Consider the following 26,216-nt stretch of genomic DNA (forward strand, 5'->3'; position numbering starts at 1 on the left):
CACCTCGCCGCGCCAATGATGCGCAGCAAGATGCGCAATAACCTTTGAGGGTGAGCACGATGCGGCCTTGGATCCTGATTGGCTTCGCCTGCGCGCTACTGGCCTCCTGCGACAGAACCAAAACCGACTTTCCGGTCAATCCGGATGCGGTGCGCGAAGAGGTCGAACAGCTCGCCACCAATGTGACCGTGGTCGCGCTCACCGCCGACAATATCGGCGCCTACAGCGCGCAACGGCAGATCGGCGGAGGCACAACCAACCTGCCGAACGGTGGCGGATACAACTACCGGGTCGGGACAGGCGACATCCTTGATGTCGTGGTCTGGGACCACCCGGAGCTGACCATGCCCTCGGGCACGAATCGAACTCCCGAAGAATCGGGGCTTCGCGTGCAGGCGGACGGGACGTTTTTCTACCCCTTCGTCGGACAGATCACCGCCAAGGGCCTGACCCCCGAGGCGATTCGCGCGAACCTGACGCAGAAGCTGGCCGAATACATCCCCGATCCTCAGGTCGAGGTGCGGGTGGTTGGCTACAATTCGCAGTCGGTCTCAATTACCGGCGAGGTCGAATCGCCCAACCGCCAGCCGCTGACGGCGACGCAGGTAACGCTCCTTCAGGCGGTCGATGCGGCGGGCGGCCTAACCGAGGAAGCCGATGCCTCTGGCGTGACCCTGCGGCGCGGCGGCCGGGTCTACAATGTCGATCTGCAGGCTTTCCTTGAGCGGGGTGTGTCTTCCAACAACCCGACGCTCCAAAGCGGCGATGTGGTGAACGTGCCCCGCCTTGCGCTGAAGGAAGCCTATCTCTTGGGCCAGATCGTCAAGCCGACCACGATCGACCTCACCCGCGAGAATGTCAGCCTGACGCAAGCGCTAACTCGGGTGGGCGGTCTCAACGAGGATCAGGCGGATGCGCGCGGGATCTTCGTGTTCCGTGACACGTCGAGCGGCATCACCGTCTACCAGCTCGACGCGTCGAACCCGACCGCCTTCCTCCTTGGCACCCGCTTTACCGTCCTGCCGCAGGACGTGATCTATGTGACGACCGCGCCGCTCTCCCGCTGGAACCGTCTGATCACCAGTCTCCTGCCGAGCCTCACGACGGCGAAGGCCGTGGACGGTCTCTGACGGTGATCGGCTCCATCCTTGTGGTCTGTGTCGGAAACATTTGCCGTTCGCCCGTGGGCGAACGGCTTCTTGCCGCACGGCTGCCGGATATGACGGTGGCTTCAGCCGGTCTCGGCGCCCTCGTTGGCTATCCCGCGGACGAGCTGGCAAATGACGTCGCGGCAGAGCGTGGCCTGTCACTGGCCGGACATGCCGCGCGGCAGTTTACCCCACAGCTCGCCGCGGGCTATGATCTGATCCTTGTTATGGAACCCAAGCACAAGGCCGAGATCGTGCGCATTGCCCCCCACCTTTCGGGCAAGACCATGCTCTTCGACCAGTGGAGCGGCGCGCGCGGCATTGACGATCCCTATCGTCGCTCGCGTGACATACATGGCCGGGTACAAGACGAAATTGCCAAAGCCGTCGATGGCTGGGTTCAAAGACTGAGCAGGACGAACACATGAGCGGCGACGCACGGATGGAAGACGACGACGAGATCAACATCCTGCAGCTGCTGGGCGTGGTCGTTGCCGGTTGGCCTTGGGTTCTGGCCTGCCTCATCGTGGCGCTCGGCGTGGGCACCGCATCCGTGCTGCTGACCGACCCGGTCTACCGGGCCGACGGGCTGCTGCAGCTCGAACCTAAGCGCAGCGGCCTGGCCATCCCCACCGGGATGCAGGACCTCATGTTGGGGGAAGAGGCCGCAAGCGCCACCGAAATCGAGATCCTGCGATCGCGCATGGTGCTGGGCGCGGTGGTCGATCAGCTCGATCTCGAGGTCCAGGCCGAGCCGCACCGCCTGCCGGTCATCGGCCGGATGCTTGACCGGCTGAACCTGCCCGACCCCGGTCTCGGCATGCTCGCCCCCTACGCCTGGAGCGACGAGGCGATCACCATCGGCGAGTTCGAGGTGCCCGATCAGTGGATGGGCGAACCCTTCTTGGTTACCGCGCTCGGCAACGGCGCCTACAGCCTGCTGCTGCCCGATGGCAGCACGCGCGAAGGCAAGGTCCGCGAGCCGCTGCGCGACGATACGCTTGGCCTGTCGCTGCGCGTCGATGTGCTGGAGGGCGCGGCGGGCCGAACCTTCGATCTGGTGCGGCGCAGCACACCTCTTGTTGTCAGCGAACTGCGGGAAAGATTTTCGGTCAGCGAAAGCGCGCGCCAGTCCTCGATCCTGAGCATCCAGCTCACTGCTTCCAGTCCGGAGCGCGCTGCTACAATCCTGGACGCTATCTCGGAGGCATATGTTGCGCAGAACATCTCGCGCAGCTCGCTCGAGGCACAGCGCAGCCTCGAGTTCATCGACGAGCAGCTGCCGCTTTCGGAGCAGGAAGTGGCGAATGCGCAGGACGCGCTGAACGCCTACCGCCAGCAGCAGCAGTCTGTCGACCTGACATATGAAACCCAGTCATTACTCGACCGCGCCACGGCGCTGGAAGAAGAGCTGAGCAAGCTGCGGCTGCAGGAAGAAGAACTTAAAGAGCGCTACACCATCAACCACCCGACTTATCAGGCGCTGCTGAAGAACCGCTCCCAGCTGCAGGGCGATCTCGACGCGCTGCGGGCCGAAGCGGGCGGGCTGCCGGAGACGCAGAAGGAAATCTTCAACCTCACTCGCAATCTGGAAGTGGCGCAGCAGGTCTATCTGCAACTGCTGAACCGGGTGCAGGAGTTGCAGGTTCTGCGCGCGTCAAGCATCGGCTCGGTGCGGATCATCGACACGGCTCAGGCGAGCGCGCTGCCGATCGCACCGCGCAAGGGGCGGACGCTCGCACTGGCGGCGATCCTCGGACTGATCGGCGGCGCCGGCCTCGTGCTATTGCGGCACATGACGCGGCGCGGCGTGAAGGGCGGCGAGGAGCTGGAGCGGATCGGACTGCCGGTCTTCGCCACGGTGAACTTCTCGGAGGACGCGGCCAACCATCGTCGCATCCGCGGCGCGCTGCCGATCATGGCGCTGACGCGGCCCAACGATCTGGTGATCGAGGCGCTGCGCTCGCTGCGGACCTCTCTGCATTTCGGGATGCTGGACGCCAAGACCAACACGGTGATGCTGACCTCGGCCGCGCCGGCGGCGGGCAAGAGCTTCAACGCGGTGAACCTTGCTGTGGTGACGGCTCAGGCCGGGCAGCGAGTCTGCCTGATCGACGCCGACATGCGCCGCGGCTATCTGCGGCGCTACTTCGGCGTCGAACGCAACGCGCCCGGTTTTGCCGAGGTACTTGCCGGGGAGAAGACGGCGGAAGAGGCAATGATCGCGGGACCAGTGCCCGGCCTTTCGGTCATCACCTCGGGCCGCTTCCCGCCTAACCCGTCGGAACTCCTGATGCGGGCGAGCTTCCCCGAGCTCCTTGAGAAGCTCAACAAGCAGTTCGACCTGATCATCATCGACAGCCCCCCTGCCCTCGCGGTCACCGATCCGGTGATCATGAGCCGTTCCGTGGGCGCCTCGATCATGGTGGTGCGCCATCTGGAGACCGCGCTGCCGGAAGTCGAAGCCGTGCGTCGGGTGTTCGAGACCTCGGGCAGCAAGCTGGCTGGCACGATCCTGAACGGCTACCGCGACATGGGCCGCGCCTATAATCGCGGCTATTACTACAACTACCGTTACAGCTACCAGTCGGACACGCGCTGAGAAGCGTTACAGGCTCTATTCGGAAAAATTGGCTTCGTTTCGGGAAAGCTGCGTCATCGTCCATTGCCGCATACCCTGCCGCAGAGCGATTGGTTGCGCTCGTCGAAAAACTGGCCCCGCCACCCAAATTTGGCTTCGTTTCGGGAAACCCGGAAAATGCGAGGACCGAAGGGGTGTTGCATGAAGCAAAAGGAGGCATGCCCGACGCAGGGGTTTGGCACGCAGGCCCAAGTGCTTGCCGGACAAACTCGAGCGAAGTCGTTTCTCGCCAGCTCTCCACGGCCACGACCCGCTCGTGCTGGCCTGCCGATGGAGACGCAATGTCTGCTCTTCATGATATCCCGTTCTCCAGCTGAACTTCGCGACGAGCCTAAGGGACATCTGCTTTCGCTTCCAAGCTGCGGGGTTTCCGATCTACCTCTCAGGCAGGTTTTCCCAACGCGACCTGGGAAGATCCTTCTTAAGTAAGTCTATCGAGATTCTTGAGTAAAAGATGACGGCGCGTCGCGGTCCGTTCCCTAGGAAGAAAAGGATGACCTGTCAGAGCACATTTTTTGATCGTGAGCATCGCCACCGCACAGGATCTATTAACGATGTCAAAGAGCCAGGGACCGGTCGTGGTCCCGCCATCATACTGTCGCGGTCATTCATGGCGCCAAGCTCGCGCCTTCAAGCACAGGTCGGGAATGTAGTGCGCGCGCTTTGGTCCGACATAGGGTCTGGCACTGCGGCCGCCATCGCCGCTTGGCGATCGAAAACGCTGGATTCCACTGCGTCCGACAGATCAAGGAGGCTCTGGCCCCTGAGTTGGGATGCCGCGCTGCGCGTCCCCTCCCACGACCAGACTTGGCACGCTCCGCGTGGAGCACCCCTCGTCGCAAGAAGCGTTGTTGTCATTCATGCCGATGAAAGAACGACAGCGCTCAGAGGAACTCAGGAAGGGAGACCGCTGCCGTTTATCGGAGCGTAGGATGATGCCGCCGAAGATCGATGTGACGTATAGCATGAATAGACCCTTTGGTGGGGGCAAAAGTTCATGACACACATCCTATGGGTCGACCGCTCTCGCAGCTAAGGGTTGACTATCAGCACGGACCTCGGAAGCGCAACGGAAAAATTGGATAACCGAGCAACACATCATCCGGCGCCAGTAAATGTTGCAATTGCAGCGCACAGCCGCGTCGGCCTCAGCGCAAAACGCGCCGCCCATTCTTTGCATTCAGTCCGTCACAATCGTCAGCGAGACTTAAAAGCGTACAACTTGAACACTCCTGCAACCTCCCGCCCTTCAGCGACCCTTTAGTTGGCCAAATCTAAGCCTCTGTTGCTGAAGCCGTGTCCTCAGCCAAGCCTCATTATGCCAGCATCCTTTCGGAACGCCAGCCACCTCAACAAGGCCGAGCGTTCCTATCTCGGCTCAAGCGAAACCGCCATGCAGTGGTGTGTTATCCGTGCACCCGTGCGCGCCCGCTGCTTTTGGCGCCGTAAAGTAATCTGTCTGCCAACCGGATGTGCTCATGAATGTCTCTGCTAGGACCGACGGGAACGAGCCCGGCCGAAAAAGTATATTGCGTGTTCAGGCGTCCAGGAAGAGCAGTCTTGCCGATTATCTCTTGAAGAGAGTTAAGACGGCTGCGGGCAACATCTAATGTACAATTTGGCATTAAAAAGAGAACCTCCTCGCCGCCAATACGCCCAAATAGATCAAACGGCTGAATGACACTAACTACATCCCTGCAAAAAGATATCAAGACGGAGTCACCACAATCATGGCCATGCTTGTCGTTAATCATCTTGAAGTTGTCCAGATCCAGTACCGATAGCGAATGACATCCGAATTCTGCTTGATGACACTGCCTCTCGAACCACTCTTCCAAGCGGTCCATGACATACCGCCGGTTGGGCACGCCGGTCAGTGCATCTGTCCAAGACGCTCTACGCGCCGCATCGCGCTCCAATCGCAGAAAGCGGCTTTCGCTCCGCAGCGATGAAATCTCGGAAGCATGAAACAGCATATGCCCGGTCGGCGCCACAGTCTCCGTAATCCAGATCCATTGGCCGCTATGCAGACCAGCTTCGAATGCTCGATAGGGGACTGCGAAACGCCGCGCACTTGCGATGGTCAACCACCCCTCAATATCAAGAGTCTCGATCACTGGACCGCTTGTTGGCGTGGTTGGCTCGCATAATGTCTTGCCAAAAAGGCTGCTGAGCAGCATTGCAGCAATAAGCCGCACAATAAGCAGGATTGGCCACCTGAAGCCGATCAGTGCTATCAAACACCGCGACAAGATCCGGGGTCTGCCAAAGCAAATCAAGTAGAGCTTCGAATTCTGAAGAAATCCCGCCTTCTGATTTTGACTGCTTCATCGCCCGGCCCTAGCTCCCTCGACTGAATATCTTTCGGTCGCTAAATTGGAGGCAATAGTTAAAAGGTATGTTCTGCCTCTCCAGTCACAACGTATTCCGAATACCTGAAAGATCGGGCTCAACCAAAGCTTCGAATGCGGGTTTGGCGAGCAGGAAACCCTGGACCAGTTCAACGCCCATATCCAAGACCACTTGGAGCTCTTGGACGGTTTCGATCCCCTCGCAAACAACCCTTACCCCTAGGTCATTGAGCATTCCTAAAAGGTGCTTCAGCATCACCTGCTTCACCCGGTCCCTATCGATGCCCCGGATCAACTCCATATCGACTTTCACTATATCCGGTTGCAGCTTAGACAACAGAGAAAGTCCAGCATAGCCTGAACCGAAATCATCGATCGCAGTCAGAAATCCGATCTCGCGGTAAGCGGTCAGAATGTGCAGAAGGTGCGGGGGCTCAATTATTTCATCTTCAGTGAATTCGAAGATCAGTCGCTGCGGAGGAAACCCTGCCTTCTCAGCTGCTGCAATGGTTTGGCGGATGCAGGCCCTCGGTTCGTATACCGCATTAGGCATGAAGTTGATCGACAATAGCGCCTCGGTATCGCGCATGCCAAGCGCCGCGGCTTTTTCAATCGCCAAGACGCGACAAGCCTGATCGAACCCGTACCGATTTTCAGAAGTGACTTGGGAAAGGACTGTTCCGGCAGGCTCGCCATTGGGTCCACGCGCGAGAGCTTCTTGCGCGTAAGTTCTGCCCGCGCCAAGGTCCACAATTGGCTGAAACGCCATAGAAAAAGCGCTATTAAACGCCAGCCCGTTGCGGCAACCCGCGCATCCGTTGCTCATACCAATTGCCTTCTGCCTTGTCAGAACTTTGCTCGATTCCGTGCGCCAAAGCCCCATCCTTAGCAGGATGCTGCTTGGCACGAATCGGCCTGTAGCACAACCTCAGGTTCACATGACACTTGGGGCGGCTGACATATTGAGCTCGTGAAGTCTCACCCAAGTACGAAGCTCCTTCCAGCAGGCTATCTTTGAGCAAGACGGCTACAGCATGTACTCCTTCCTGTTTTCTGCCCACTGACCAACCCATTACGCCGTTCCGCAGTTGGCAACGGCCGCCTGTAGAGGATTTCGCCGACGAAGTCCCGCGCCAGAAAGAAGAAGAAGAAGAACACCAGCTGTCGAGCCACCTGTTCAGCCCTCAACCTACGGGAGACTGGTTTCGCTCCCGGTTCCTCGTTAGAAAGAGGTTGCGCGCGTACTATTCGCTCATTCGCAGCACCGGCACCCCTGTCACACTCAAGAGAATTACGTCACGCCATGGCACAGAGCAGTTCGTCGCGATCAACTTTCCTTCCGTCACACTCGAGGAACCTGAATTGGCTTTAACCGGAACGCCGGGAGCTACTGCCTGCAAGAGCGAATCAGGGCCGTTGGAGCGCTTGCTCAATGGCTTGCCTGATCCGCTTCTGCTGAAGGACCAAAACCGTCGTTATATTTTCGTCAACGACGCGATGTGTATCCTTCTGGGGCGAACACGCGATGAACTGCTGGGATGTTGCGATGCAGACCTTTTTCCTGCAGAGCACGCGCAAGCCTACTTTGCCGCTGATGATCTGGTAATGGCCACTGGGCAGGAAACCGATTTCGAAGAGGAGCTCACGCTTTCAGAGGGAAACACACGAATTGTAAAGACCCGTAAGCGCTCCCTCAGTGTTCCGGGTCTATTCGATGCAGAACCGGTCTTGATGGTCAGCCTCCTAGATATCACAGAGGTCCGGCGTGCCGAGGTTGAGCTCCGGGAAAGCGAACAGCGCTTCCGCGTGATGGCGGACGGCGTTCCAGTGATGATATGGATGACCGATGCAGAAGGTGTCACGACCTTCGTTAATAAGTTGTGGCTAACAGTCACCGGTCAAAAATATGACGAAGCTCTTGGCCATAGCTGGTTGGAGACCGTCCATCCTGACGATAGGTCGAGAGTGGGACAAAATTTTGAAACTGCTCGTGAACGCCAAACTGCCTTTCAGGTGGAGTACCGACTTCGCCGCGCAGACGGAACATGGGCTTGGGTCCTTGATATTGCAGAGCCGCGTTTTACTATCGACCGTACCTTTCAAGGCTACGTTGGCTCTTGCCTTGATATTACCGAGCGGCGCCAGATTGAAGCTGCCTTGCGCGAGAGCGAAGAGCACTACCGCTATTCAGTTGAGCTCGACCCGAGCATCCGCTGGTTGGCTGACCCTCAGGGTAACATAATAGATCTCTCCTCGCGGTGGTGCGAACTTACGGGAATTTCGCGTGAAGAGGCTCTAGGGCGAGGGTGGAGTGACGCATTGCATCCCGACGACGCTGCGCCAACGGCTACGCGCTGGCAAGTCGTTCTGGCAAGTGGAGCACTGGCCGACTTCGAGTTTCGACTTCGGACGGCCAGCGGGCAGTACCGATGGTTCAGGAGTCGTGCTGCTCCCCGATATGACGAGGTAGGCACCATAATTCGCTGGTATGGTGCGTCTGAGGATATTCATGAGCACAAGCTAGCTGCACTGGCTCTGCAGGAGCGTGAAGGACAGTTACAAACAATCTTTAACTCGACTTCGGTTGGTATTCTTCACCATGATCCGACCAACCGGATAATTATGGTAAATGATCGATATTGCCAGATTTTAGGCAGGTCACGAGAGGCACTCGATGGCATATCTCTCATCCAATTCACGCATCCGGACGATGCAGCTTGGCAAAATATTTTACTCGAAGAGCATTATCGTACCGGCGAACCTCTTCGGCTAGAAAAACGATATGTTCGTCCGGATGGTTCTATCGTCTGGTGCAATGTCAACATATCTTTTGTTCCTGACGAAGCAGGAATCTTCGGAGAAACCATTACTATCGCGGAAGATATCACGGCGCGAAAGGAAGCAGAGACCCGCGCTCGCGAAGTGCACAACCTTCTTCAAGACGTGATTGACAGTGTAGACGACCTGATCTTCGTCAAGGACGCTGGCGGACGATACATGTTCGCGAACAAGAAATTCGGTGGACTGGAGGTTGTAGGGAAGGTCGATCAGGAGCTGTTTCCGCAAGAGGCGGAGACGTTTCGCGATTCTGATCAATACGTCATGACAACTGGAAATCAGGTGAGTATTGAGGAAGCACTTACGCACAACAGAGACCGCTTTTATCATACCGTTAAAGCACCATGGCGCAACAGCAGCGGAATTATCGGCGTTATCGGCATTTCTCGCGACATCACTGAACGAAAGCAAACAGAAGAGCGGATGCGATGGGCTGCACATCATGATGAATTGACTGGTCTATCAAACCGGAGGCTGTTTCAGGCGAAGATCAAGGCCGCGTTCGATGAAGCTTCAGCTGCACAGCGTCCGGTTGGTCTTTTGGCAATGGATGTGGATCACTTCAAGCAGATCAACGACAGGTTCGGACATGACACCGGCGACGCACTTCTTAAAGCCTTTGCCGAACGCCTGCGCCAGGCTGTAGGCGATCGTGGCTTGATCGCGCGCCTTGGCGGAGATGAGTTCTCTGTCCTCCTACCCAACGTGGTCGATGAAACTGACCTTTCGAGAGCCGCAAGAGACATATTGGAGCACATGCATCAACCGCTTTCGTTCGCCGGAAATGCGCTGGACTGCCGCACCAGTATCGGCGGCGCGATGACGCAGCCAGGGCAGAACGAAGAGCCGGACGGTTTAAGCAAGCGGGCAGACCTTGCTCTTTATGCCAGCAAGGCTGCTGGCCGCAGCGTGTTCACGATGTTTCGCCCGTCTATGCTTGAAGAGCAGCAGAAGGTAGCTTCAGCCCTCCGGGTGGCGGGACAGGCCGTTGCTTTCGATTGGATAGTGCCGCACTACCAGCCCAAGGTTGACCTTGAGTCAGGTCAGTTAGCCGGTTTTGAAGCCCTTCTGCGTTGGAACCATCCGCGCGCCGGAATTCAGTCGCCGGAGTCAATCTCTCCTGCTTTCGACAATACCGACCTCGGTGTAGCAATAGGCGAACGCATCCGGTTTTGCGTGCTTCAGCATCTCCGGAGGTGGAGGGATACGGGAACTGAGATAGGTCGCATCGCTGTTAACGCGTCCTCTGCGGAGTTTCGGCGCGACGACTACGCCGAGCGTGTACTTGAAGAGCTGAGCCGTGCTGAATTGCCCACGCGATACCTTGAGGTGGAGGTAACCGAAGGCGTCTTCTTAGGTTATGGATCCGATTTTGTGGCACGGGCGCTGCACAAGCTCAGCTCCGCCGGCGTTACGATCGCTCTCGATGACTTCGGAACAGGGTATGCGTCCCTGTCCCACCTGAAGGAATTTCCTGTGGACGTCATCAAGATCGATCGATCTTTTGTCAAAGACGTCGCGCTGGACGGCAGTGACGCCGCGGTCGTCAAAGCTGTTCTTAGCCTCGGCCAGAACCTCGGCGTTGAAGTCGTGGCCGAGGGGGTTGAAACCGCGGCACAGGCGGCGTTTTTGCGCAAAGAAGGCTGCAGCACTGCTCAGGGTTTTTTCTTCGCACGGCCCATGGCCCACACTGAGGTCGGCCAGTTTATTTCGGTGTGGCAGGGTCGCAGGTTCTTATGATCCACTCAAAAAAGTCAGCATTTTTGTCAGCAATGAGCGGATTAAGGTCTTCTGCTGCCATGAGCATGCAGGCCTCCAGAAAACGGGAGGCGCGTTCATTATCTTCTGCCAATTATATGCATCCCAAACGGAGCATAGTAGGCATCAATCGTGTTGCGCCTCCGAGACACCACCGCGTTAGAAGAGCATGTGAAATACCTAATCCTGGATGAGCCCTATAAGGACCTCCCGGGCCTGCTTCTCACACCCGGCTGCATCCCCGGCGTCAGCCAAACCCCGAGCCTCCCCCAAAGCCGCGCGCGCGCGGATGATATTGTCGCCACCATCCCCGGCCTCTTCGGCTTCTTCCACCGCGTCCTCGGCTTCTGGTTCTTCCTGATAAGGGATTGCTGGATCTTGACTGTCGCCTTCGGACATTGCCTGCGCCTCTCGAGCTCCAGCCACGCCTTGCCCTCCTGAAGAGGCCGATATTGCCATTTTTGATACCTCATCCAGCACCTCTTCCAGGAAGCTGATTTGGTCTATGCAGTTTGCAAATGCGGGTCCTGACGCAAACGTAAGGGCGGCTGACAGGAAAACATGCCTAATCGTCATCTTCTGATCCTCACATTTGGAGTTGGTCACCAACAGGGAGCCGGCGAATGCGTTTACCTGTGGCAGCGAAGATCGCGTTCACGATGGCCGGAGCAACTGGCGGCAAGCCCGGCTCCCCTACCCCCCCGAGCGGTTGGTCGAACCCGCCAGAGGATACCAGATGAACGTTGATCTGGCGCGGTGCCGTGTCCATCCGCGGTATGAGATAGGTGTCGAAGTTATCTTGCTGGGCACGGCCGTTCTGAAAGGTGATTTCCGTCATGAGAGCTTGTCCCGCACCCATGATTACCGCGCCCTCCATCTGCGACCTGATGCGGTCAGGGTTCACATTTGCCCCGCAGTCGATAGCTATTTCGATGCGGGGGATGTGGACGCTGCCTTCAGTGACCTCAACCTCGGCAGCCACCGCAACATAAGTGACGAAGCTGTAGTGCGACGCGAGGCCTAGTCCACTGCCCGTGGGCATCTGCCGTCCCCACTCAATAGCATCAGCAACAGTCTCGGTCACACGACGGAGGCGGCCCGTATCAATCGGGTAGCGCTCCGGGTTCTCTCCATAGTTCCAGACGTCCCCGATCTCGCTGGGATCGATCAGCCGGGCGGGCCCGATGACCTCAAGGAGGTAGTCACGCGGGTCTCGGCCTGCTGCTTCTGCAAGCTCCGAAATGAATGACTGGATCGCGAACGCATGCGGAATGTTCGAGACCGAGCGATACCAGCCGATGCGGACATGGGCTGGGGCCTCGGGATTTTCTGCCCGCACGTTCGCGATGTCCAACGGCATGTTGGTGAGGCCCATTCCAAGCTCGAACGGGAGCTTTTGCTTGGGATCTGGCGCGAAAATCGATCCGATCGTTGGTGCCGCGGTCCGGTGCAGCCACGCGAGGGGCTTTCCGTCCGCGTCGAGCCCCGCTTCCAAACGCTCTACCGAGACGGTGTGATAGTAGCTGTGATGCAGGTCATCCTCACGCGTCCAGGTCAGCTTGACCGGAGAGCCTATTTCTTGACTGAGAATTGCAGCCTCAAGTACGAAGTCGGGCTTTGATTTGCGCCCAAATCCGCCCCCCAGCAAGGTCACGTTTACTGTGACCTTCTCCTCGGGTAGCTTCAGCCGCTCTGACAGCCGCAGGCGCGTGACTTGCGGGGCCTGTACGCATGCCCAAACCTCACAGGTGCCGTCACGGACGTCGGCCACCGCTGCTGGGGGCTCCATAGGCGCCTGCGCGAGGTGAGGAATGTAATACTCGGCCACGATGCGGGTCGGTGCCTCGCTAAAGGCTGCTTCGACATCGCCGCGGTTGAGAATTAGCTTCCCGCTTCCGGACTTCACAGCCTCTTCCAGTTCAGCCCTATAATCTTCCGAGGAGTAGGATGCATGAGGGCCATCATCCCACTCGATCGAAAGCGCCTCACGGCCCTTTATCGCGGCCCAAGTATTCCGAGCAATCACGGCGACGCCGCCAAGCGGCTGGAATTCGGCTGGAACGGAAGGCGGGTCAATTGAGATCACCCGCTCGACGCCAGCGACTTGGAGCGCGGCACTGTCGTCGAAGCTCGCAACACGGCCGCCGAAGACCGGGGGGCGCGCAATGACCGCGTACAACATGCCCTCGCGACGCACGTCAATCCCATAGGTCGTCGTCCCCCGAGAGATATCTTCGTTGTCCACCAGTCCAACGGTGTCAGTCCCGATATAGCGAAATGCTGCTGGGTCCTTCAGACGAAGGCTCTCGCGATCCGGCACCGACAGCTGAGACGCAGCCTTAGCCAGCGCGCCGTAGCCCACGGACCGGCCAGAGCCTTCGTGCGTGACAACATGATTTTCTGCACGCACCTCTTCAACAGGCACGCCCCATTCATCTGCCGCCACTTGCTTCAACATAGCCAGCGCCGAAGCTCCCGCCCTTCGCATGGGGTCGAAAAAATGCCGCAAGCTGCGAGAACCGTCTGTATCCTGGTTTCCATATCGCGGCTCATCGCCCGGCGCTTGGGTCACGCCGACCATTGCCCAGTCAGCCTCCAGCTCATCTGCCACGACCATGGCGATCGACGTACGAACGCCCTGCCCCATCTCGGCGCGATGAATGGTGATCGTTACTTTGCCGTCTTCTGCGATTGACACAAAAACGCTGGGGTCATCGCGCCAGCCGTTCGGCATCGCGTCGCGGCCGAACGATAGTTCTGCCTCTTGGGCAGAGCCACGTGTCGGCAGGCCTACTGCCAAGATGAGGCTGCCGGCACCTAGCCCCAGAAGAATGGATCGGCGGCTGACATTGAGAATCGAAGCGTTCGACATCACTCGCTCCTCGCCAAGGCGGCTTGCTTGATCGCCGCACGGATGCGCGGATAGGTCCCGCATCGGCAGAGGTTCGCGCTCATTACCGCATAAATGTCGTCGTCGGTTAAATCGGGGGTGGACTCGATCAGGGCTGCGGCTTGCATGATTTGCCCCGACTGACAGTAGCCGCACTGCGCCACGTTCAAATCGCGCCAGGCAATCTGAACCGGATGATCTCCGCCCTCCGAAAGTCCTTCTATGGTGCGTACCTCGGAGCCCTCGGCAAGTGACACCGGCGTGATGCAGGCAAAGGTCGGGGCGCCGTCAAGGTGGATTGTACAGGCTCCGCACTGTGCCATGCCGCAGCCGAACTTTGTCCCGGTGAGACCGAGCTCGTCGCGCAGGTACCACAGGAGTGGCATTTCCGGATCGCCATCATAGCTTCGCTCTTCTCCGTTGACGGTGAGGCTGATCATGATGGCTTCCTTTCGTGAAAGGTGGCAGGTCCCGGCTACGGAACGCCGGAGCGTCATCCATGTTCCCGTTGATCTTGCTTCCGATATGGCTGCTCCGCACGGCTGACATGACACGCAAGCGGCGCCGAAGATCAGCGCCTTGAGACATTTGAACGAGCCGCCATACTTCGCTGACCTTAGGCCAGCGTATGATTGAGCACCTGACGCCCCCAACGTGGCATCCGGGTGACGGAGGAGGAAAGAACCCACAACTTCAATCCCGGCACCACGCTCGAATCCTCGCGGGCCCCCCCTACAACCGTCGCGTGATGAACCCGGGCAAAGGCGGCACCGGCAAAATCTCTCACTCGGCAAGGCTCCAGCCTGCAGAACTCGCCATTCGCGCGGACCAACTTCGCGCGCGCCAGCTGTCGACAGGCTGGTGACTCAGCGGGCGGTAGTCGACGACGCTCAGTTTTCTCAGTGCGACAGCCAGAGAGACAGGGCCGCAATATCGTCACCGTCGCTGAGCATTTTGCGCGCTTCGCTGCTAATGCCCGGCTGCCTCGGGCAATGCTTGCCTCAGCGGACGCTTCGCGCGGCGCAGGCCTGGCAGCAAGGGCTGTTTCCGCCTTCCGCTGCCGAGCGCGCGGTAAGTGGCGGGCTTCAACACATCAGTCTTGCCCACTTCCGATGATGCCGCAGCCTGTTGGCTTGAGCCAAAACATTCAGCGCATTAACAGCCAGGAGCTCGCACTGCCCAAATTTCGACGCAAAATCTTGCTCTAGCCGTTACCTGTTTCTCAGGTCAAAGGGACGTTCCAGGGGCTCGCGATGATTATGGCAAACCAGGAACTTCCCGATCGTATTGCCAGGGTGATGATCGGCACCCTCCTGGTGTTCGTCCTGACGTTCAGCGCCTTTGTCGCATGGATTGTGAGCGCGCTGGACCGGCAGGATCATGAGGCCGGCCTCACGCAGATGCAGACTGCGGCAGCCAACCTCCTCTCACAGACCGGGATGCTGATGCTCGACTACGCTAAGTGGGAGGCGGCGGTGCCTATGATCCAGGCCAAAGACATGCCATGGATCTATGAAAACATTGGATCTTCGGCTGTGTCCGGGTTCTCCTTCCAGCTCGTCGTGCTCTGGGGCGGTCCCTATGAAGAAGATGTCGGCTGGAAATATGACGACAGTCTCCGGGAGGGGCGTAGCGGATTGGTAGAACCCGTCCTGCTTCGCCAGGTCGAGGCAAATCTCCTCCGACTTCCGCTCAACCTGTACAAGGGGACAGAATTCTTTGCTTGGTACGATGGTTCGCTCTACGCGATGGCTGCGTCGCGGTTTGAACCAGACTCAAGGGTTGCCGTAGCAAACCTCGTTTCGCGGGACGTAAACACACCGCGCATTCTGATGGGGCGGCGCGTGACCAAGGCGGAGGTAGCAAGGTTCGGCCAGCAAAATCTGATTGGTGACGCCCATGTGGTCCGGGAGGCGCTACCAGACCAGCAGGCGGTCCCCCTCCCCGGCGCCGACGGGCTTCCAGTGGCCTACCTCGCATGGACTCCCGTTCACCCCAGTACAAACCTTTTGTATCGCTTGGCTCTGCCCCTCGCCCTGGCCCTGGCGCTCATGACCGGCTTATCTTGGTTTGGCATCGTGCTGATCAAGCGCAATGCCAAGGAGCTTGTCGTCGCCAAGCATCGCGCCTCCAGCGCCGCCCTCACCGATGCGCTGACCGGCTTGCCCAATCGAGCTGCATTCAACGAAGCTCTCGCTGCGCCTGCGTTGGCTGGAGAACGAGCTATCCTGTTTCTTGATGTAAATGGCTTCAAGCGCATCAACGACAGTATCGGGCATGCTGCGGGTGACGAAGTGGTTGTCGTTGTGGCAAAGCGCCTTAGAAGCGTTGCGGGCCCAAACTGTCTACTCGCTCGTATCGGCGGGGACGAGTTCGTGTTGGTCCTAAAATGCCCGAATGCCATGGCCCGCATCACCTCAATCGCACGCGACGTCCAGCGCACCATGGAGCATCCGTTTCGAATTCAGGGCCACCAAATGCAGATCGGGATGGCGATGGGTTATGCCGTACAAATCGAAAACTCCATGTCCGGAGAAGACCTCATCCGACAGGCGGACCTCGCGATGTACGAGGCCAAGCGCCAGAAGACGTGCGAGCCCGTGGCATTCAGCGCCGTGATCGAAGAAGCTTCGCACGATGCATCGGTGATCGAGAAAGCATTGCGTGTTGCCCTGGCCCGAACAGATGAACTGTCTGTTGTTTATCAACCGATCGTAGATACACGCGGCCGATTGGCTCGAGCCGAAGCTCTAGCGCGCTGGACCTCGCCCCAACTGGGGGTCGTTCCACCCGATCGCTTTATCGCAGTGGCAGAGCAAGCGGGCCTGATCGTCGTGCTTGGGCGCAAGCTGCTCGATATCGTCTGCAACGACCTGTCGAAATATCCTGATCTAAAGGTCGGCCTTAACGTTTCACCTTTGCAGCTCATGGCCCCCGACTTCATGACTATGCTGCTAGAAAAGCTTAAAGAGAGGCAGATCGATGCGGCCCGCATCGAGATAGAACTGACAGAAGCCATGGTCGTCGAGGACAGAAGGCTGGCTGCTCAGCGGCTCAAGGAACTGCGAAAAGCGGGGTTCGCCACGGCACTAGACGATTTCGGCACCGGTTACTCGTCGATCGGCTACCTGCGCCAGCTTAGCTTTAACACGCTTAAAATAGACCGCTCCTTTGTGGCCGACGTCGGCGCCCGTCCGGAGGGAGCTGCGCTCCTCTCCTCGATGATACTCATGGCCCACGCGTTGGATCTGCTTGTTGTTTGTGAAGGGGTTGAGACGAAGGAGAGCTTGAACCAGCTGCTAATGCTAGGCTGCGACTTGTTCCAAGGGTATTATCTTGACCCGCCCCTGCCAATCATCAGCCTTAGCGAACGCTGGCTTGCCAGACTGCCCCCGGCAGCACAAGGCCGCGCCGTAGTCGCCGCAGAATGATATGTCTGAGGGCCCGTCCTCTAGGCTCCAGACTCATTGCGTATCAGAGCCAGAACAGAACGGCTGCGGCGAGCATGATCGCTGAGAAGAACGTTTCCGGGCATCGATCGTAGCGGGTTGCGACGCGCCTCCAATCCTTCAGGCGGCCGAACATGATCTCGATGCGGTTACGTCGCTTGTAGCGCCGCTTGTCGTATCTGACGGCCTTCTTGCGGGACTTCCGGCCGGGGATGCAGACCTTTATCCCCCTGTCTTTCAGAGCTTCTCTGAGCCAATCAGCATCATAGCCCCTGTCGGCCAGAAGCCAGCCCGCCTTCGGCAGGCTACCCAGCAGCGCCGCCGCGCCGGTGTAATCGCTGACCTGACCGGCCGACATGTAGAACCCGATCGGCCGCCCCTTGGCATCCGCGACGGCGTGAAGCTTGGTGTTCATGCCGCCCTTGGTTCGGCCGATCTGGCGTCCGCGCCCCCCTTTTTCACGCACAGGCTTGAGGCCGTGCGGTGCGCCTTGAGATAGGTCGCGTCGATCATGATCGTCTTGTGCTCGGCCCGTTCGGCGGCCAGGCCCATCATGATCCGGGCGAAGACCCCGTTGTCGCTCCAGCGCTTCCAGCGGTTATACAAGGTCTTGGCCGGGCCGTATTCCTTCGGCGCATCGCACAACCGCAACCCATTGCGACTGATGAAGATTATGCCGCTGAGGACGCGCCGATCATCGACGCGGGGTTTGCCATGACTCTTCGGAAAGAACGGCTTCAGACGCTCCATCTGGGCCTCGGTCAGCCAGTATAGGTTGCTCATCGATCAGGTCTCCTTGCGGCGCCTGAATCACGCCACAATCCTGAAATCAATGGGTCTGGAGCCTAGCACGTCGCTGGCGCCATTCAATTTCGAAATAACGAAACTTCGACCCTTCTGGCAGGCGCTTTAAATCAGACATGCCGCATCGGCAGAGTGACCGATGCGACTCCGACACAACCCTGCCACCTGTCCGCAACGCGCAGATAGCTGCTCCATTGTGTCGGTTGGCGCGCTGATGCGCCAATTAGATTAACGATGTCAAAGAGCAGAAGTTGGCTACTATCCGTTGCCCCTAGGGTCGACATAAATCGGCGCCTTGGAGCCCCGACCCAGAATTTGCCGGAAGGCTATTTCGAAATCGTTTTGCGGCGGAGCCGACGCGGCACGGCCATTGATGCCAAGCTCCGCGGCAATCATGCGGAAGCGAGCGGCCTGGTCCCTCTGGCGGATCGTGACACGGACAGTCTGGCGGCCACCCGTCGTCGTGACTTCCTGAATGAATTCCAGCGCCCGAATATGGCGTGGCGTAGCCTTGGACAAGTTGTAAATCACCTCTCCGGGACCGGCGTCGCGCCGGATCAGGGGCGACAGATCCACATAAGCATCCGCGATGATCTCCTTCAGTACAGCGACAGCGTCATTGCCCGGGAGCCTCAGACCGGAGGCGAGGCTGGTAACGCGCTTCCGCATCGCCTTGCAGCGCATGAGCCGCGGCCAGACGCGCGCGGCGTTCTTGCCGTATCCGGCCGAAAGGGCGGCCATGCTGCCGTCAAAGCCAGAGCTGACGTAATATTGTGCAAAAGCCTCGTGCCGGGGCCGACGCAGCGGCGCCAAGCCATCGTAGCGGAAACCCCGAGGTTTCACAGGTTCCGAAATGCTGCTGGGGGATTGCTTCTTCATTGCGCCACCGCACGCGGAGTATCCGACAGCGTGGCAATCCAAGCGCGGAAGGCCGTCCGGCGACCGCTTTCCGCCTCGGAGCGGTAGCGCTGTATGAGCGGGTCCGGCGCGGCGTCCAGCTCCGGACGATTTGCTTGAAATTGTTTGATCCGCGCAAGATCCAATTCGGCGCGTGCCAGCTCAGCGGTGGCCTCCCAGTCGATCTCTGTGAGTGCGCTCGGACCCTCCGTGATGCCGCCAAGGATCAGGGACATCATTCCGGCCACCTCCGCCTCGGGCACGCGGACGGTGAAGCCGTGGCGCCGGGCATTGCTCGCGGCCTTAGCCTTGCCTGCAGCCGTGCGCGGACCGGTGCTGCGGGCGGCGTTGCGGCGATTGGCCGCGATTTGCTTGGGGCTGGCCATGCGCTCACGCCTCTCCAATCGGCCGGGCGGTCTTGAGGACACGCAGAGCCATTAGCTCTTCAAAATCCTTCATGAGGAGACGGCGGCGGCGTTCAAGCTGACCCGCTTCGCGGCTGAACTCGGCAAGGGCAAAAGCCTGGGCGGCATAGGCTTCCGCAGCCATCTCCTTGACGAAGATGCCCGCCTGCTCCAGCGCGGCTTCAGTGCTGGCTCGGAGGTCAGATGACCCGTCGATCCAGGCGCGGGCGACCTCGTAGGGCTCTCCCAAGCCAGCAATGGCAGGCTCGTCGGCCCGGCGGGCAAGCAGACGCGAGAGCGCTGCACGGCTGACGGAGGACAGGAGCGCGTTCTTGCGGTCGCGGTTTACGTGGATCTCGCGCTCAATGGCTGCGATTTCCCGGCTGCGCCACTGCTCATAGGGCGTGACCGGATCCATCTGGTCGCGCACGATGCTCTCGATCAGACCGGCGCTGACCCGGCATTCATCCGGGGCGAGAGACGATCCTGCAGGCTGGCGGGGCGTCGATACATTTTGCGCAGATTTGCGCGATATTTTGGAGTGAGACATGAAGTTTCCATCCCTAGCGGGTAAGAGTTCATGACGCACATCCTATGCATCGTGATTCGATTATTAGCAGGTCGGGAGCAGATAGCGCAACGGGCTCATTTTGGTGGACAGGAAAATTTTTGGTTTCTGCTTCAGGGGACGGGCAGATGTATGGATCGCAGAGCAGCGCTGGGGCCGATTCCCATCCGCACAGACCTGTCGCGGCGGCGCGGGTTGAACCCAGCAGCCAAGCCGCGACAGCACCTGCCCATCCCTACCTACGTCTGCCAAAGTACTTGGCGTTGACGACGGAGTCGCCGTTGCGGTCCATCATCGCGAACCAGGCGTCCGTGCCCTGCACGAACTCCGCTTGCGTCAGCGTGCCATTGTTGGCACCGAAGCGGCGCAGGTCAGCCACCGCCGATAGGGCTTGGCCCGCGGCCCCATCCGGCTCCCCGGCCTTGCCCTAGACCGCCCCCGCGCCCCTGCCCCATTCCCCGACGTTGTGCTCCCATGGCACCCTGAGCCGCCGTCTGCATCTCGCTGCGAAAGCTGGCGACGCGGTCGATCTCCGCTGCCGACAGGGAGCCGTTGCTGTCCTGATCGAACATCTCGAACATGTCCGACCGCCTCTGGCGTGCCTCGCCAAAGGTGACCTGGCCGTCGGCATGATCGTCCTACTGGGTCAGGAACATCGCTCTGGGCTGCTGCGCCTGCGCGAGAGCCAAAGTTGCGCCGAAAGCCATCTGGGTCGCAAGAAGTATCAGCTTGTTCATGATCAAGCCTCCTTCTGCTCTTCATGCTGAACGGCGCGGAGGCAGATTTTCAGTCTGCGGCGCGGCGCTCTGTCGCAGCGTGTTGGCTCTGCGAGGCCGACTACTGCTTCGGATCGGCAGACGCCAGCCAGCAGTTACCACGCGGAGGCATAGTTTTTGCCGGTCAGCCGATAGGCGACGAGGCCGACACACTCCTTCGTCGCGCTTTCAGGTCCTGCAGGATCTGCATGGGATCCTAGCCCATCCGGCTCCCGGACACCCGCCGCGAAAATTCGGTCGCTTCCGCAGCGCCACGAGCGTCGGTATCTCTCTCAGCCTAAACCCCGCCGGAAGCCGTCGGGCGAAACGTACGTCAACGGTAAGGTCTCTCGATAAACTACAGATTGCTGCGAGCATAATTGTGCGGTTGTGGATACCCTTAGCTGCTGGAGCACGGCCTGCCCGACCAGTGCGCATAATGACACTGACCCGCTTTGCACTGCTGTGTGCCCCTTTTCGGTTACGTCGTCACACTATTGCGGCACTGTCGATATTGGGCAATGTTCAGACGGGGGCATTCGGAGAGGGTCATGACAGCAGCGCGATCCTATCCGGCGCGGCCACAACTGGTCGCTCGCAACGCTACGGCGCTCGACGTGCTGTCGAGCGAGAGTTTCGGCGTAACCCCGCATATCCAGTTCACCGCCGCCTTGGCCGAGCGGTTGAAGCTGGATCTGTCGGCCACCCTCTTGGTGATGCGGCAGCTGCCGCTCTGGTCCGACGGTACCCGGCATTCCACCCTGCGCCGCGACGTCGCATCCTTCCTCGCGGAAGATCGTCGCGCGAAGACGCAAACCGCCGCGCGGCGGATGTGCGACAGCATCCACACGGCGCTCGTTGATGCGAGCGGAGAGATCGACTTGTTGGCGCTGATCCGCGATCTTGCTGACACTTTCATGGAAGAGGTCACCGGGCTACCGCGCTTTGCTCCCGAGGGCACGGCACTCCCGAACATCTTCAGCTCCAACATTGGCGTTGCAGCCCGCCGGACACTGGATGCCGCGCTTCGCAAGCAACTCGAGGTCGCGCGCAGCCTCTTTCCGGCCGAAGACGACACCCGACTGGCCCTGCGGGTCGGACAATGGGTGATGGGGCGCGATGCCCTGATCGGAACGTTGGGGCTGACGTTGCATCGACATCTGACAGTCCTGCAAGGGGCGCCGTTTTGCAAGCACCCGCTGCCAAAAGTCCCGACCGATACGGGCGTCGCCGTGATCGGCCGCGTTTCACAAGAAGATACACAGGTGGACGGTTGTCCCGTCGGTGCCGGAGCATTGGTCGAATGTCGCCTCGACAGCTTTAGCCAAGGCACCGAGGCCGAAAGGCTTCGGTTTTTCGGGGCAGGCGCGCACGTCTGTATCGGCAGACCTTTGGGGCTCGAATTCTTCGCAGTCGTCGCGAACGAGCTCAACGGATGCCAATTCGGCCTTCAGGTGGTGCAGTTCCTGCGTAAAGAAGATGATGTGTTCGACATCCCCTCAACCTTCCTCGTCACGAAGGTCTCTCAAACGGATATGGAGAAATGACCGTGGACATCCGCCAATCGGTTCTTGCTGCGCTCGATACGACGACCGGGCTGATGAACCGGCCCGACCTCGCGGTTATCGCGCTCTCTGGAGGCGACTTTCTTTTGGCAAGCCTCGATATTGACAGCCTGTCTGCCTACGAGGTGATCATGCAGCTGGAAGAGGAGTTCGAGGTAGAGATTGCCCCCGCGGCTGTCCTCGCCTCTGAGACGTTGTCGGATCTCATCGCGGCGGTGTCGAAAACCGTGTCTCAGGCCGCATGAGCCCGGTCACGGATCTGCAACGACTTCATGCCGCTCAGGCAAAGGTCCGGGTCTTGGAGACAAAATCGACGCCGCTCGAGTTTCTTGAAGCGGAGCGAGCGGCGGCTGCGGCGGGTGATGCCCTCTTCGTGGACCAGCTCGCCGACTCCCATTCCTCAAAGAACTTAAGAGGAGCCACCAGTGTCTCCGAGCTGCGTCTCGACGTCGAGATGAAGTTCGCGCGGCTCTACGTGCGGCCTGGAACACGGCGGCGGCGTCTGCTGGTCGGCTTTACCGGCGCAGCGAGGCGGATGATGATGCCCCTGCCGATCTTCATGCAGGCACTGCCGCCCGAAGCCGATCTCCTCCTCCTCTTGGACATGCAGAACAGCCATTACCGGACCGGAATATGGGACGGGACGTGCGACCTCACCAACCTGCCCCGCACTGCCGCGCCCCTGACATCTGCATACGAGGATGTCATTGCTCTGGGCACGAGTAGCGGCGCCCTTCCGGCGGTGCGCTTTGCAAAAATGGCCGGGCTCCGGCGTGGGCTTTCCTTCGGCGGCAGGGCCATCAATGACACGCTGCGTCTCTTGCGCGGCGATCGGTCGGCGCCGGCTTACGATCCGCTGTGCGCCTGTGACGCTCGAAACAGGACCGATGCCATCTACTGCTTTGCCGCCTTGCATCCGCAGGACACACTGTCGGCCCTCCAGGCTGCCGAATGTGCAAACGCACATCTGGTGCCGCTGTGGGGCCGAAACGATCACAGCGTCCTATGGACGATCGCCACCATGGGTCGGCTGAACGATCTCTTTACCCTCGCGTTCGAAGGTTCACCTGAGGACCTCATCAGAGACGTTGTCGCGTGGAATGCCGAGGATCTGGCGGTAGCGTGAGAACAACCGGCTGGGTCAAAAGTCCCAGCTTTCTGAATTGACCTTCGACACGCCCAAGACGCTTAGAGCCTTCGCGAACCCGCAGTGTGCGCGGGTCGCACGCCTCGCGGTAGCAGAACAAGTTCCACGCTTGATCGCGTCACCAAGATCGCATCGGAACGCATCATTGCCCTCATCGCGCCGATCAAAGCTAGCGTAGCCCGCCCTCAGGAAAATCAGACTACTCTGCTCTTTGCACCCGCGGGTGAATGCGGATGCCGGGCGCGTCTTCCGGGGTGCCGATGAACTCGATGCCGAAGTCTTCGAGGCTCTGATGCAGCGCAGGCAGATTCGGCTGTGTGCAGTTCGGCACCCCGTCCTCCGCCTCGACATTCGCAAGATCCACCAGCTGATGCGGCTGCCTGATCCAAGTTGGGAAAAAGAGTCAACCTCGAGCTGCGCCGCATACCGTGGACGAAGTTCGCCCGGCACACGCAGTCCAAGGAGCTGATCAGCGACTTCCTCGCCGATGTCATCGCAGGGCAATTAGACAACCCATGGGTATGCGCAACAAGGCCATGCTATCGCTCGCTACGACCTGCTGACGCGGCGCTCCGAGCTCGTGGCGTTGCGCGACGAGGCCGTGGTCCCGCACCACAACGGAAGCTCACGCTTCGTCATTCGGCGATCGATAGCGGACCCGTTCGGCGGAGGCCGCACAGCCTTCTGCTTAAGAAGAAGCGCCGTGCTTTTGAAGCACCGGCTGACGTGGCGAGGCAATTCAGCCGAACGGTTGTTATATTCGATCTACAAGGGCCAGCCCATAGATCGGACCTGTGCACAACGCCGTCAAGCAACTCATAAAGGCTGCAGCCGCTCAGGCAGGCCTCAACGAAGCGACAGTCCTGGCTTTTTCCAGCCACAGCTTGGGTATTGGGTCGGCGCAAGACCTCTACCGTACTGGGCACAACACCATCGCGATCATGAGGGCCTGCGGGTGGAAGTCAGTCCAGGTACTGTCTCGTTATCTGCAGGAGGCGGAGTAGAATACGCGGGCGTAGTGCGCCGTCTTGTCCTCGATAGCCACCATTTCCAGTCCGCCAGATGCGACATCCGGTCAAAGGGACAGAGGAACCTCCAAGATGATGCAGTAGTGGGGTGACTCCTCGCGCGTTACATTGCCGTCCCACTTCTTTTCGACGAGCGTGTTGATCAGTTCCGATCCGAACCCACTCCGCTCGGGCGGGCCCGAAAAAGTCGAATGCGGATCGCTCCATTTAAACGAGAACGCCCGCCCCCCGCGTGCGTGCGCACAGACCGACCAATCTATATCTACGGCGCCTTCGTCAGCTCCCAGCGCACCGTACTTCGCCGAATTTGTCGCCAGTTCGTGCAGGACAAGCCCCATGTCAAAGCAGAATTCGGGTGGCAGAAGTACGTCCCGCCCCTTGGAATTCACTCGGTCGCCAAAAGGCCTGAGCGCTTCTTCGACGAGCGCCGCGAAGGATGTTGAGGTCCACCCCCCGCGCGCCACCACATGGTTTGCGCGCGCAAGCGCTTTCAGACGTTCATTGAATGAAGCCTGTGCTACTTGGGGATCTGCCTGGGCCCTGAAGGTTTGACGGGCGATGCTGCTCACGAGCTGAAGCATGTTTCCAGCGCGATGCGCCATTTCCCGGACCAGCAGCAGGTGGTGATCAGCTGCGGCAACCTGCCTTGTCGCTCCCGCGACGATATTAGCCAGCGTGACCAAGAACTCTGCGTCAGTCTGATCGAACTCCCTTAGGTTGCGCGCGTGTATTCCGAAAACGCCGAAAGGCCGGGCATCGATGCCCGGAATAACCACGGAGATGCCGCTCCGAACCTCGTAGTCGTGCAGCAACTGGGGTCCGCTGAACCGCGTCTCGGTCAACAGGTCCCTGACAATTGCCGGATCTTTCGACAACAGTGTGAACCCTGCCTGCGAGGCACGGTCGATACCGACCATAGCGTGCCCCACAAGACCGTCCTTCCAACCCGTTCCCGCCCGGAGCAGAAGATGATCGGCGGCATCGGCGAACTGGAGGATCTTTGCCAAAGGTACACCGAGGGTCTCGGCAGCCACGCGCGTAGCCTCATCCAGCACCGTCTGGAGGTCACGTTCGTTCAGTGCGAACGTCCCGAAATGCGCAACGGCGCGCTGTTGCGCCAAACGCCGCACTAGCTGCAGCTCGTTTCTGACGCGTTCAGAGACGTCAAAGCAGACCCCCGTGAGATACCTGCTGCCGTCGGTATCCGTCGTTACCGCACCGGCGGTCTCGATCCAAAGCTCGCTTTCGTCTGCTCGTGGAGCCGTGCGGTAGACCGCGCGGTAGGGTGTCCCGGTCTCGACACTCACCATGATTTTCTGCCAGACCGCGTCGGCGTCGTCTGGGTGAATATCTCGCTGGAAACTTGATAGGGTGCCGTCGAACGTGCCAGCCGCAAGGCGGTGCACCTCTTCAAGGTTGCGCGTCCATTCCAACTGATCGCTGTCAATTTTCCAGCGCCACAGGCCATTCCCGCTGCAGCGCAGACCTTCCTCCAGTGCCGGGGCTTCAGTGAGGAACTTGACTGTGCTGGGAGGATGCCCGTCGGGTCTGGTCATGATATGGTCTTATGTACCACAATCTGCCTGAAAAATTATAAACATTCGAGAGATCTGATCATGCGGCAAATTCTGGGTCAAGTGGGTCCACCCGCCCCGAAGGACGACCGCGCGAGATCTCGCGTTCGAAGGTTCACCTGAGGACCTCATCAGGGACGTTGGCGCGTGGAATGCCAAAGATCTGGCGGTTGCGTGACAACAGCCGCCTGTGTCAAAAGTCCCAGCGTTCTGAATTGACCTTCGACACGATCAAGACGCTCAGAGCCTTCGCGAACCTGCAACGCGCGCACGGGTCGCACGCCATCTCACGGTAGCAGAACAAGTTCCACGTTTGATCGCCTCACGACGATCGCCCCGGAACGCATCATTGCCCTCATCGCGCCGATCGAGGCTCGCGAAGCCCGCCCCACAGTGTAA

21 protein-coding genes are annotated in these 26,216 nt (G+C 59.6%); 9 read left to right on the forward strand and 12 right to left on the reverse strand.

Features of this window, described 5'->3' with window-relative positions:
• Positions 1-59 precede the first annotated feature (59 nt).
• From AC3A5Z_RS13670 to AC3A5Z_RS13680, 3 genes are read left to right on the forward strand one after another with little or no spacing between them, the layout of a single operon-like run.
• Positions 60-1,130 (forward strand): polysaccharide biosynthesis/export family protein, encoded by a 1,071-nt coding sequence (locus AC3A5Z_RS13670; protein ID WP_487519894.1) that lies wholly within the window; start codon positions 60-62, stop codon positions 1,128-1,130.
• Positions 1,131-1,132: 2 nt separating this feature from the next.
• Positions 1,133-1,576 (forward strand): arsenate reductase/protein-tyrosine-phosphatase family protein, encoded by a 444-nt coding sequence (locus tag AC3A5Z_RS13675; protein WP_487519895.1) that lies wholly within the window; start codon positions 1,133-1,135, stop codon positions 1,574-1,576.
• A complete protein-coding gene (locus AC3A5Z_RS13680; protein WP_487519896.1) occupies positions 1,573-3,750 on the forward strand; it encodes a polysaccharide biosynthesis tyrosine autokinase in 2,178 nt (725 codons plus the stop codon). The genes AC3A5Z_RS13675 and AC3A5Z_RS13680 overlap by 4 nt, the downstream gene beginning before the upstream one ends.
• A gap of 1,445 nt (positions 3,751-5,195) precedes the next feature.
• Here the strand turns inward: AC3A5Z_RS13680 and AC3A5Z_RS13685 are convergent.
• The 3 genes from AC3A5Z_RS13685 to AC3A5Z_RS13695 form a co-directional block, all read right to left on the reverse strand.
• Entirely contained in the window at positions 5,196-5,906 is a 711-nt protein-coding gene (locus AC3A5Z_RS13685; RefSeq protein ID WP_487519897.1) for a GGDEF domain-containing protein, read from the reverse strand.
• A complete protein-coding gene (locus tag AC3A5Z_RS13690) occupies positions 5,890-6,120 on the reverse strand; it encodes a hypothetical protein (protein ID WP_487519898.1) in 231 nt (76 codons plus the stop codon). Before AC3A5Z_RS13690 ends, AC3A5Z_RS13685 begins: the two co-directional genes overlap by 17 nt.
• A gap of 84 nt (positions 6,121-6,204) precedes the next feature.
• On the reverse strand, positions 6,205-6,966 hold the full coding sequence (locus AC3A5Z_RS13695) for an EAL domain-containing protein (RefSeq protein WP_487519899.1): 762 nt from the start codon (positions 6,964-6,966) through the stop codon (positions 6,205-6,207).
• 188 nt (positions 6,967-7,154) lie between these two features.
• On the opposite strand from AC3A5Z_RS13695, the gene AC3A5Z_RS13700 reads away from it, so the two are divergent.
• Positions 7,155-10,718 (forward strand): sensor domain-containing protein, encoded by a 3,564-nt coding sequence (locus AC3A5Z_RS13700; RefSeq protein ID WP_487519900.1) that lies wholly within the window; start codon positions 7,155-7,157, stop codon positions 10,716-10,718.
• Positions 10,719-10,916: 198 nt separating this feature from the next.
• Here AC3A5Z_RS13700 and AC3A5Z_RS13705 read toward each other — a convergent pair whose 3' ends face one another.
• The 3 genes from AC3A5Z_RS13705 to AC3A5Z_RS13715 are packed head-to-tail and all read right to left on the reverse strand — an operon-like array spanning position 10,917 to position 14,066.
• On the reverse strand, positions 10,917-11,312 hold the full coding sequence (locus tag AC3A5Z_RS13705; RefSeq protein ID WP_487519901.1) for a hypothetical protein: 396 nt from the start codon (positions 11,310-11,312) through the stop codon (positions 10,917-10,919).
• A 10-nt stretch (positions 11,313-11,322) separates the two neighbouring features.
• On the reverse strand, positions 11,323-13,608 hold the full coding sequence (locus AC3A5Z_RS13710) for a xanthine dehydrogenase family protein molybdopterin-binding subunit (protein WP_487519902.1): 2,286 nt from the start codon (positions 13,606-13,608) through the stop codon (positions 11,323-11,325).
• On the reverse strand, positions 13,608-14,066 hold the full coding sequence (locus AC3A5Z_RS13715; protein WP_487519903.1) for a (2Fe-2S)-binding protein: 459 nt from the start codon (positions 14,064-14,066) through the stop codon (positions 13,608-13,610). The genes AC3A5Z_RS13710 and AC3A5Z_RS13715 overlap by 1 nt, the downstream gene beginning before the upstream one ends.
• An 813-nt stretch (positions 14,067-14,879) precedes the next feature.
• On the opposite strand from AC3A5Z_RS13715, the gene AC3A5Z_RS13720 reads away from it, so the two are divergent.
• Positions 14,880-17,057, forward strand: a complete 2,178-nt coding sequence (locus AC3A5Z_RS13720) for a putative bifunctional diguanylate cyclase/phosphodiesterase (protein WP_487519904.1) — start codon at positions 14,880-14,882, stop codon at positions 17,055-17,057.
• Between the two features lie 43 nt (positions 17,058-17,100).
• On the opposite strand, the gene AC3A5Z_RS13725 is transcribed toward AC3A5Z_RS13720, so the two are convergent.
• The 4 genes from AC3A5Z_RS13725 to AC3A5Z_RS13740 all read right to left on the reverse strand — a co-directional run bounded on the left by AC3A5Z_RS13725 (position 17,101) and on the right by AC3A5Z_RS13740 (position 19,730).
• Positions 17,101-17,858, reverse strand: a protein-coding gene (locus AC3A5Z_RS13725) for an IS5 family transposase (protein WP_487519905.1) whose coding sequence is annotated in 2 segments (ribosomal slippage) — positions 17,101-17,534 and positions 17,534-17,858 — 759 coding nt in all. Because the reading frame shifts where the segments join, the coding sequence is not laid out codon by codon here.
• A gap of 279 nt (positions 17,859-18,137) precedes the next feature.
• Positions 18,138-18,758: a terminase small subunit gene (locus AC3A5Z_RS13730; RefSeq protein WP_487519906.1), complete on the reverse strand. Its 621-nt coding sequence runs from the start codon at positions 18,756-18,758 to the stop codon at positions 18,138-18,140.
• Complete coding sequence (locus tag AC3A5Z_RS13735; RefSeq protein WP_487519907.1) at positions 18,755-19,162, reverse strand: hypothetical protein; 408 nt, start codon at positions 19,160-19,162, stop codon at positions 18,755-18,757. The genes AC3A5Z_RS13730 and AC3A5Z_RS13735 overlap by 4 nt, the downstream gene beginning before the upstream one ends.
• Before the next feature lie 4 nt (positions 19,163-19,166).
• Positions 19,167-19,730, reverse strand: a complete 564-nt coding sequence (locus AC3A5Z_RS13740) for a hypothetical protein (RefSeq protein ID WP_487519908.1) — start codon at positions 19,728-19,730, stop codon at positions 19,167-19,169.
• A 1,324-nt stretch (positions 19,731-21,054) separates the two neighbouring features.
• Between AC3A5Z_RS13740 and AC3A5Z_RS13745 the strand changes: the two genes are divergently transcribed.
• Genes AC3A5Z_RS13745 through AC3A5Z_RS13755 form a run of 3 tightly spaced genes read left to right on the forward strand, consistent with a single transcriptional unit; the run spans position 21,055 to position 23,194 of the window.
• Complete coding sequence (locus AC3A5Z_RS13745) at positions 21,055-22,050, forward strand: hypothetical protein (protein ID WP_487519909.1); 996 nt, start codon at positions 21,055-21,057, stop codon at positions 22,048-22,050.
• Positions 22,047-22,313: an acyl carrier protein gene (locus AC3A5Z_RS13750; RefSeq protein ID WP_487519910.1), complete on the forward strand. Its 267-nt coding sequence runs from the start codon at positions 22,047-22,049 to the stop codon at positions 22,311-22,313. Before AC3A5Z_RS13745 ends, AC3A5Z_RS13750 begins: the two co-directional genes overlap by 4 nt.
• Positions 22,310-23,194 (forward strand): hypothetical protein, encoded by an 885-nt coding sequence (locus AC3A5Z_RS13755; protein ID WP_487519911.1) that lies wholly within the window; start codon positions 22,310-22,312, stop codon positions 23,192-23,194. The genes AC3A5Z_RS13750 and AC3A5Z_RS13755 overlap by 4 nt, the downstream gene beginning before the upstream one ends.
• Before the next feature lie 220 nt (positions 23,195-23,414).
• On the opposite strand, the gene AC3A5Z_RS13760 is transcribed toward AC3A5Z_RS13755, so the two are convergent.
• The gene (locus AC3A5Z_RS13760; protein ID WP_487519912.1) at positions 23,415-23,579 is read right to left on the reverse strand and encodes a hypothetical protein; all 165 of its coding nucleotides are present in this window, start codon (positions 23,577-23,579) and stop codon (positions 23,415-23,417) included.
• A 430-nt stretch (positions 23,580-24,009) separates the two neighbouring features.
• Between AC3A5Z_RS13760 and AC3A5Z_RS13765 the strand changes: the two genes are divergently transcribed.
• A complete protein-coding gene (locus AC3A5Z_RS13765; RefSeq protein ID WP_487519913.1) occupies positions 24,010-24,219 on the forward strand; it encodes a tyrosine-type recombinase/integrase in 210 nt (69 codons plus the stop codon).
• A gap of 71 nt (positions 24,220-24,290) precedes the next feature.
• Here the strand turns inward: AC3A5Z_RS13765 and AC3A5Z_RS13770 are convergent, their stop codons facing one another.
• The gene (locus AC3A5Z_RS13770; RefSeq protein ID WP_487519914.1) at positions 24,291-25,799 is read right to left on the reverse strand and encodes a sensor histidine kinase; all 1,509 of its coding nucleotides are present in this window, start codon (positions 25,797-25,799) and stop codon (positions 24,291-24,293) included.
• Positions 25,800-26,216: the final 417 nt, after the last annotated feature.

The organism is Cereibacter sp. Soil_C_27 (assembly GCF_057657095.1).

Excerpts from the sequence above, each read along its gene's own strand:
- AC3A5Z_RS13670 (WP_487519894.1), top strand. The coding sequence starts at position 60 with ATGCGGCCTTGGATCCTGATTGGCTTCGCCTGCGCGCTACTGGCCTCC.
- AC3A5Z_RS13680 (WP_487519896.1), top strand. The coding sequence starts at position 1,573 with ATGAGCGGCGACGCACGGATGGAAGACGACGACGAGATCAACATCCTG.
- AC3A5Z_RS13690 (WP_487519898.1), bottom strand. The coding sequence starts at position 6,120 with ATGAAGCAGTCAAAATCAGAAGGCGGGATTTCTTCAGAATTCGAAGCT.
- AC3A5Z_RS13695 (WP_487519899.1), bottom strand. The coding sequence starts at position 6,966 with ATGAGCAACGGATGCGCGGGTTGCCGCAACGGGCTGGCGTTTAATAGC.
- AC3A5Z_RS13705 (WP_487519901.1), bottom strand. The coding sequence starts at position 11,312 with ATGACGATTAGGCATGTTTTCCTGTCAGCCGCCCTTACGTTTGCGTCA.
- AC3A5Z_RS13710 (WP_487519902.1), bottom strand. The coding sequence starts at position 13,608 with ATGTCGAACGCTTCGATTCTCAATGTCAGCCGCCGATCCATTCTTCTG.
- AC3A5Z_RS13715 (WP_487519903.1), bottom strand. The coding sequence starts at position 14,066 with ATGATCAGCCTCACCGTCAACGGAGAAGAGCGAAGCTATGATGGCGAT.
- AC3A5Z_RS13720 (WP_487519904.1), top strand. The coding sequence starts at position 14,880 with ATGATTATGGCAAACCAGGAACTTCCCGATCGTATTGCCAGGGTGATG.
- AC3A5Z_RS13730 (WP_487519906.1), bottom strand. The coding sequence starts at position 18,758 with ATGAAGAAGCAATCCCCCAGCAGCATTTCGGAACCTGTGAAACCTCGG.
- AC3A5Z_RS13735 (WP_487519907.1), bottom strand. The coding sequence starts at position 19,162 with ATGGCCAGCCCCAAGCAAATCGCGGCCAATCGCCGCAACGCCGCCCGC.
- AC3A5Z_RS13740 (WP_487519908.1), bottom strand. The coding sequence starts at position 19,730 with ATGTCTCACTCCAAAATATCGCGCAAATCTGCGCAAAATGTATCGACG.
- AC3A5Z_RS13745 (WP_487519909.1), top strand. The coding sequence starts at position 21,055 with ATGACAGCAGCGCGATCCTATCCGGCGCGGCCACAACTGGTCGCTCGC.
- AC3A5Z_RS13750 (WP_487519910.1), top strand. The coding sequence starts at position 22,047 with ATGACCGTGGACATCCGCCAATCGGTTCTTGCTGCGCTCGATACGACG.
- AC3A5Z_RS13755 (WP_487519911.1), top strand. The coding sequence starts at position 22,310 with ATGAGCCCGGTCACGGATCTGCAACGACTTCATGCCGCTCAGGCAAAG.
- AC3A5Z_RS13770 (WP_487519914.1), bottom strand. The coding sequence starts at position 25,799 with ATGACCAGACCCGACGGGCATCCTCCCAGCACAGTCAAGTTCCTCACT.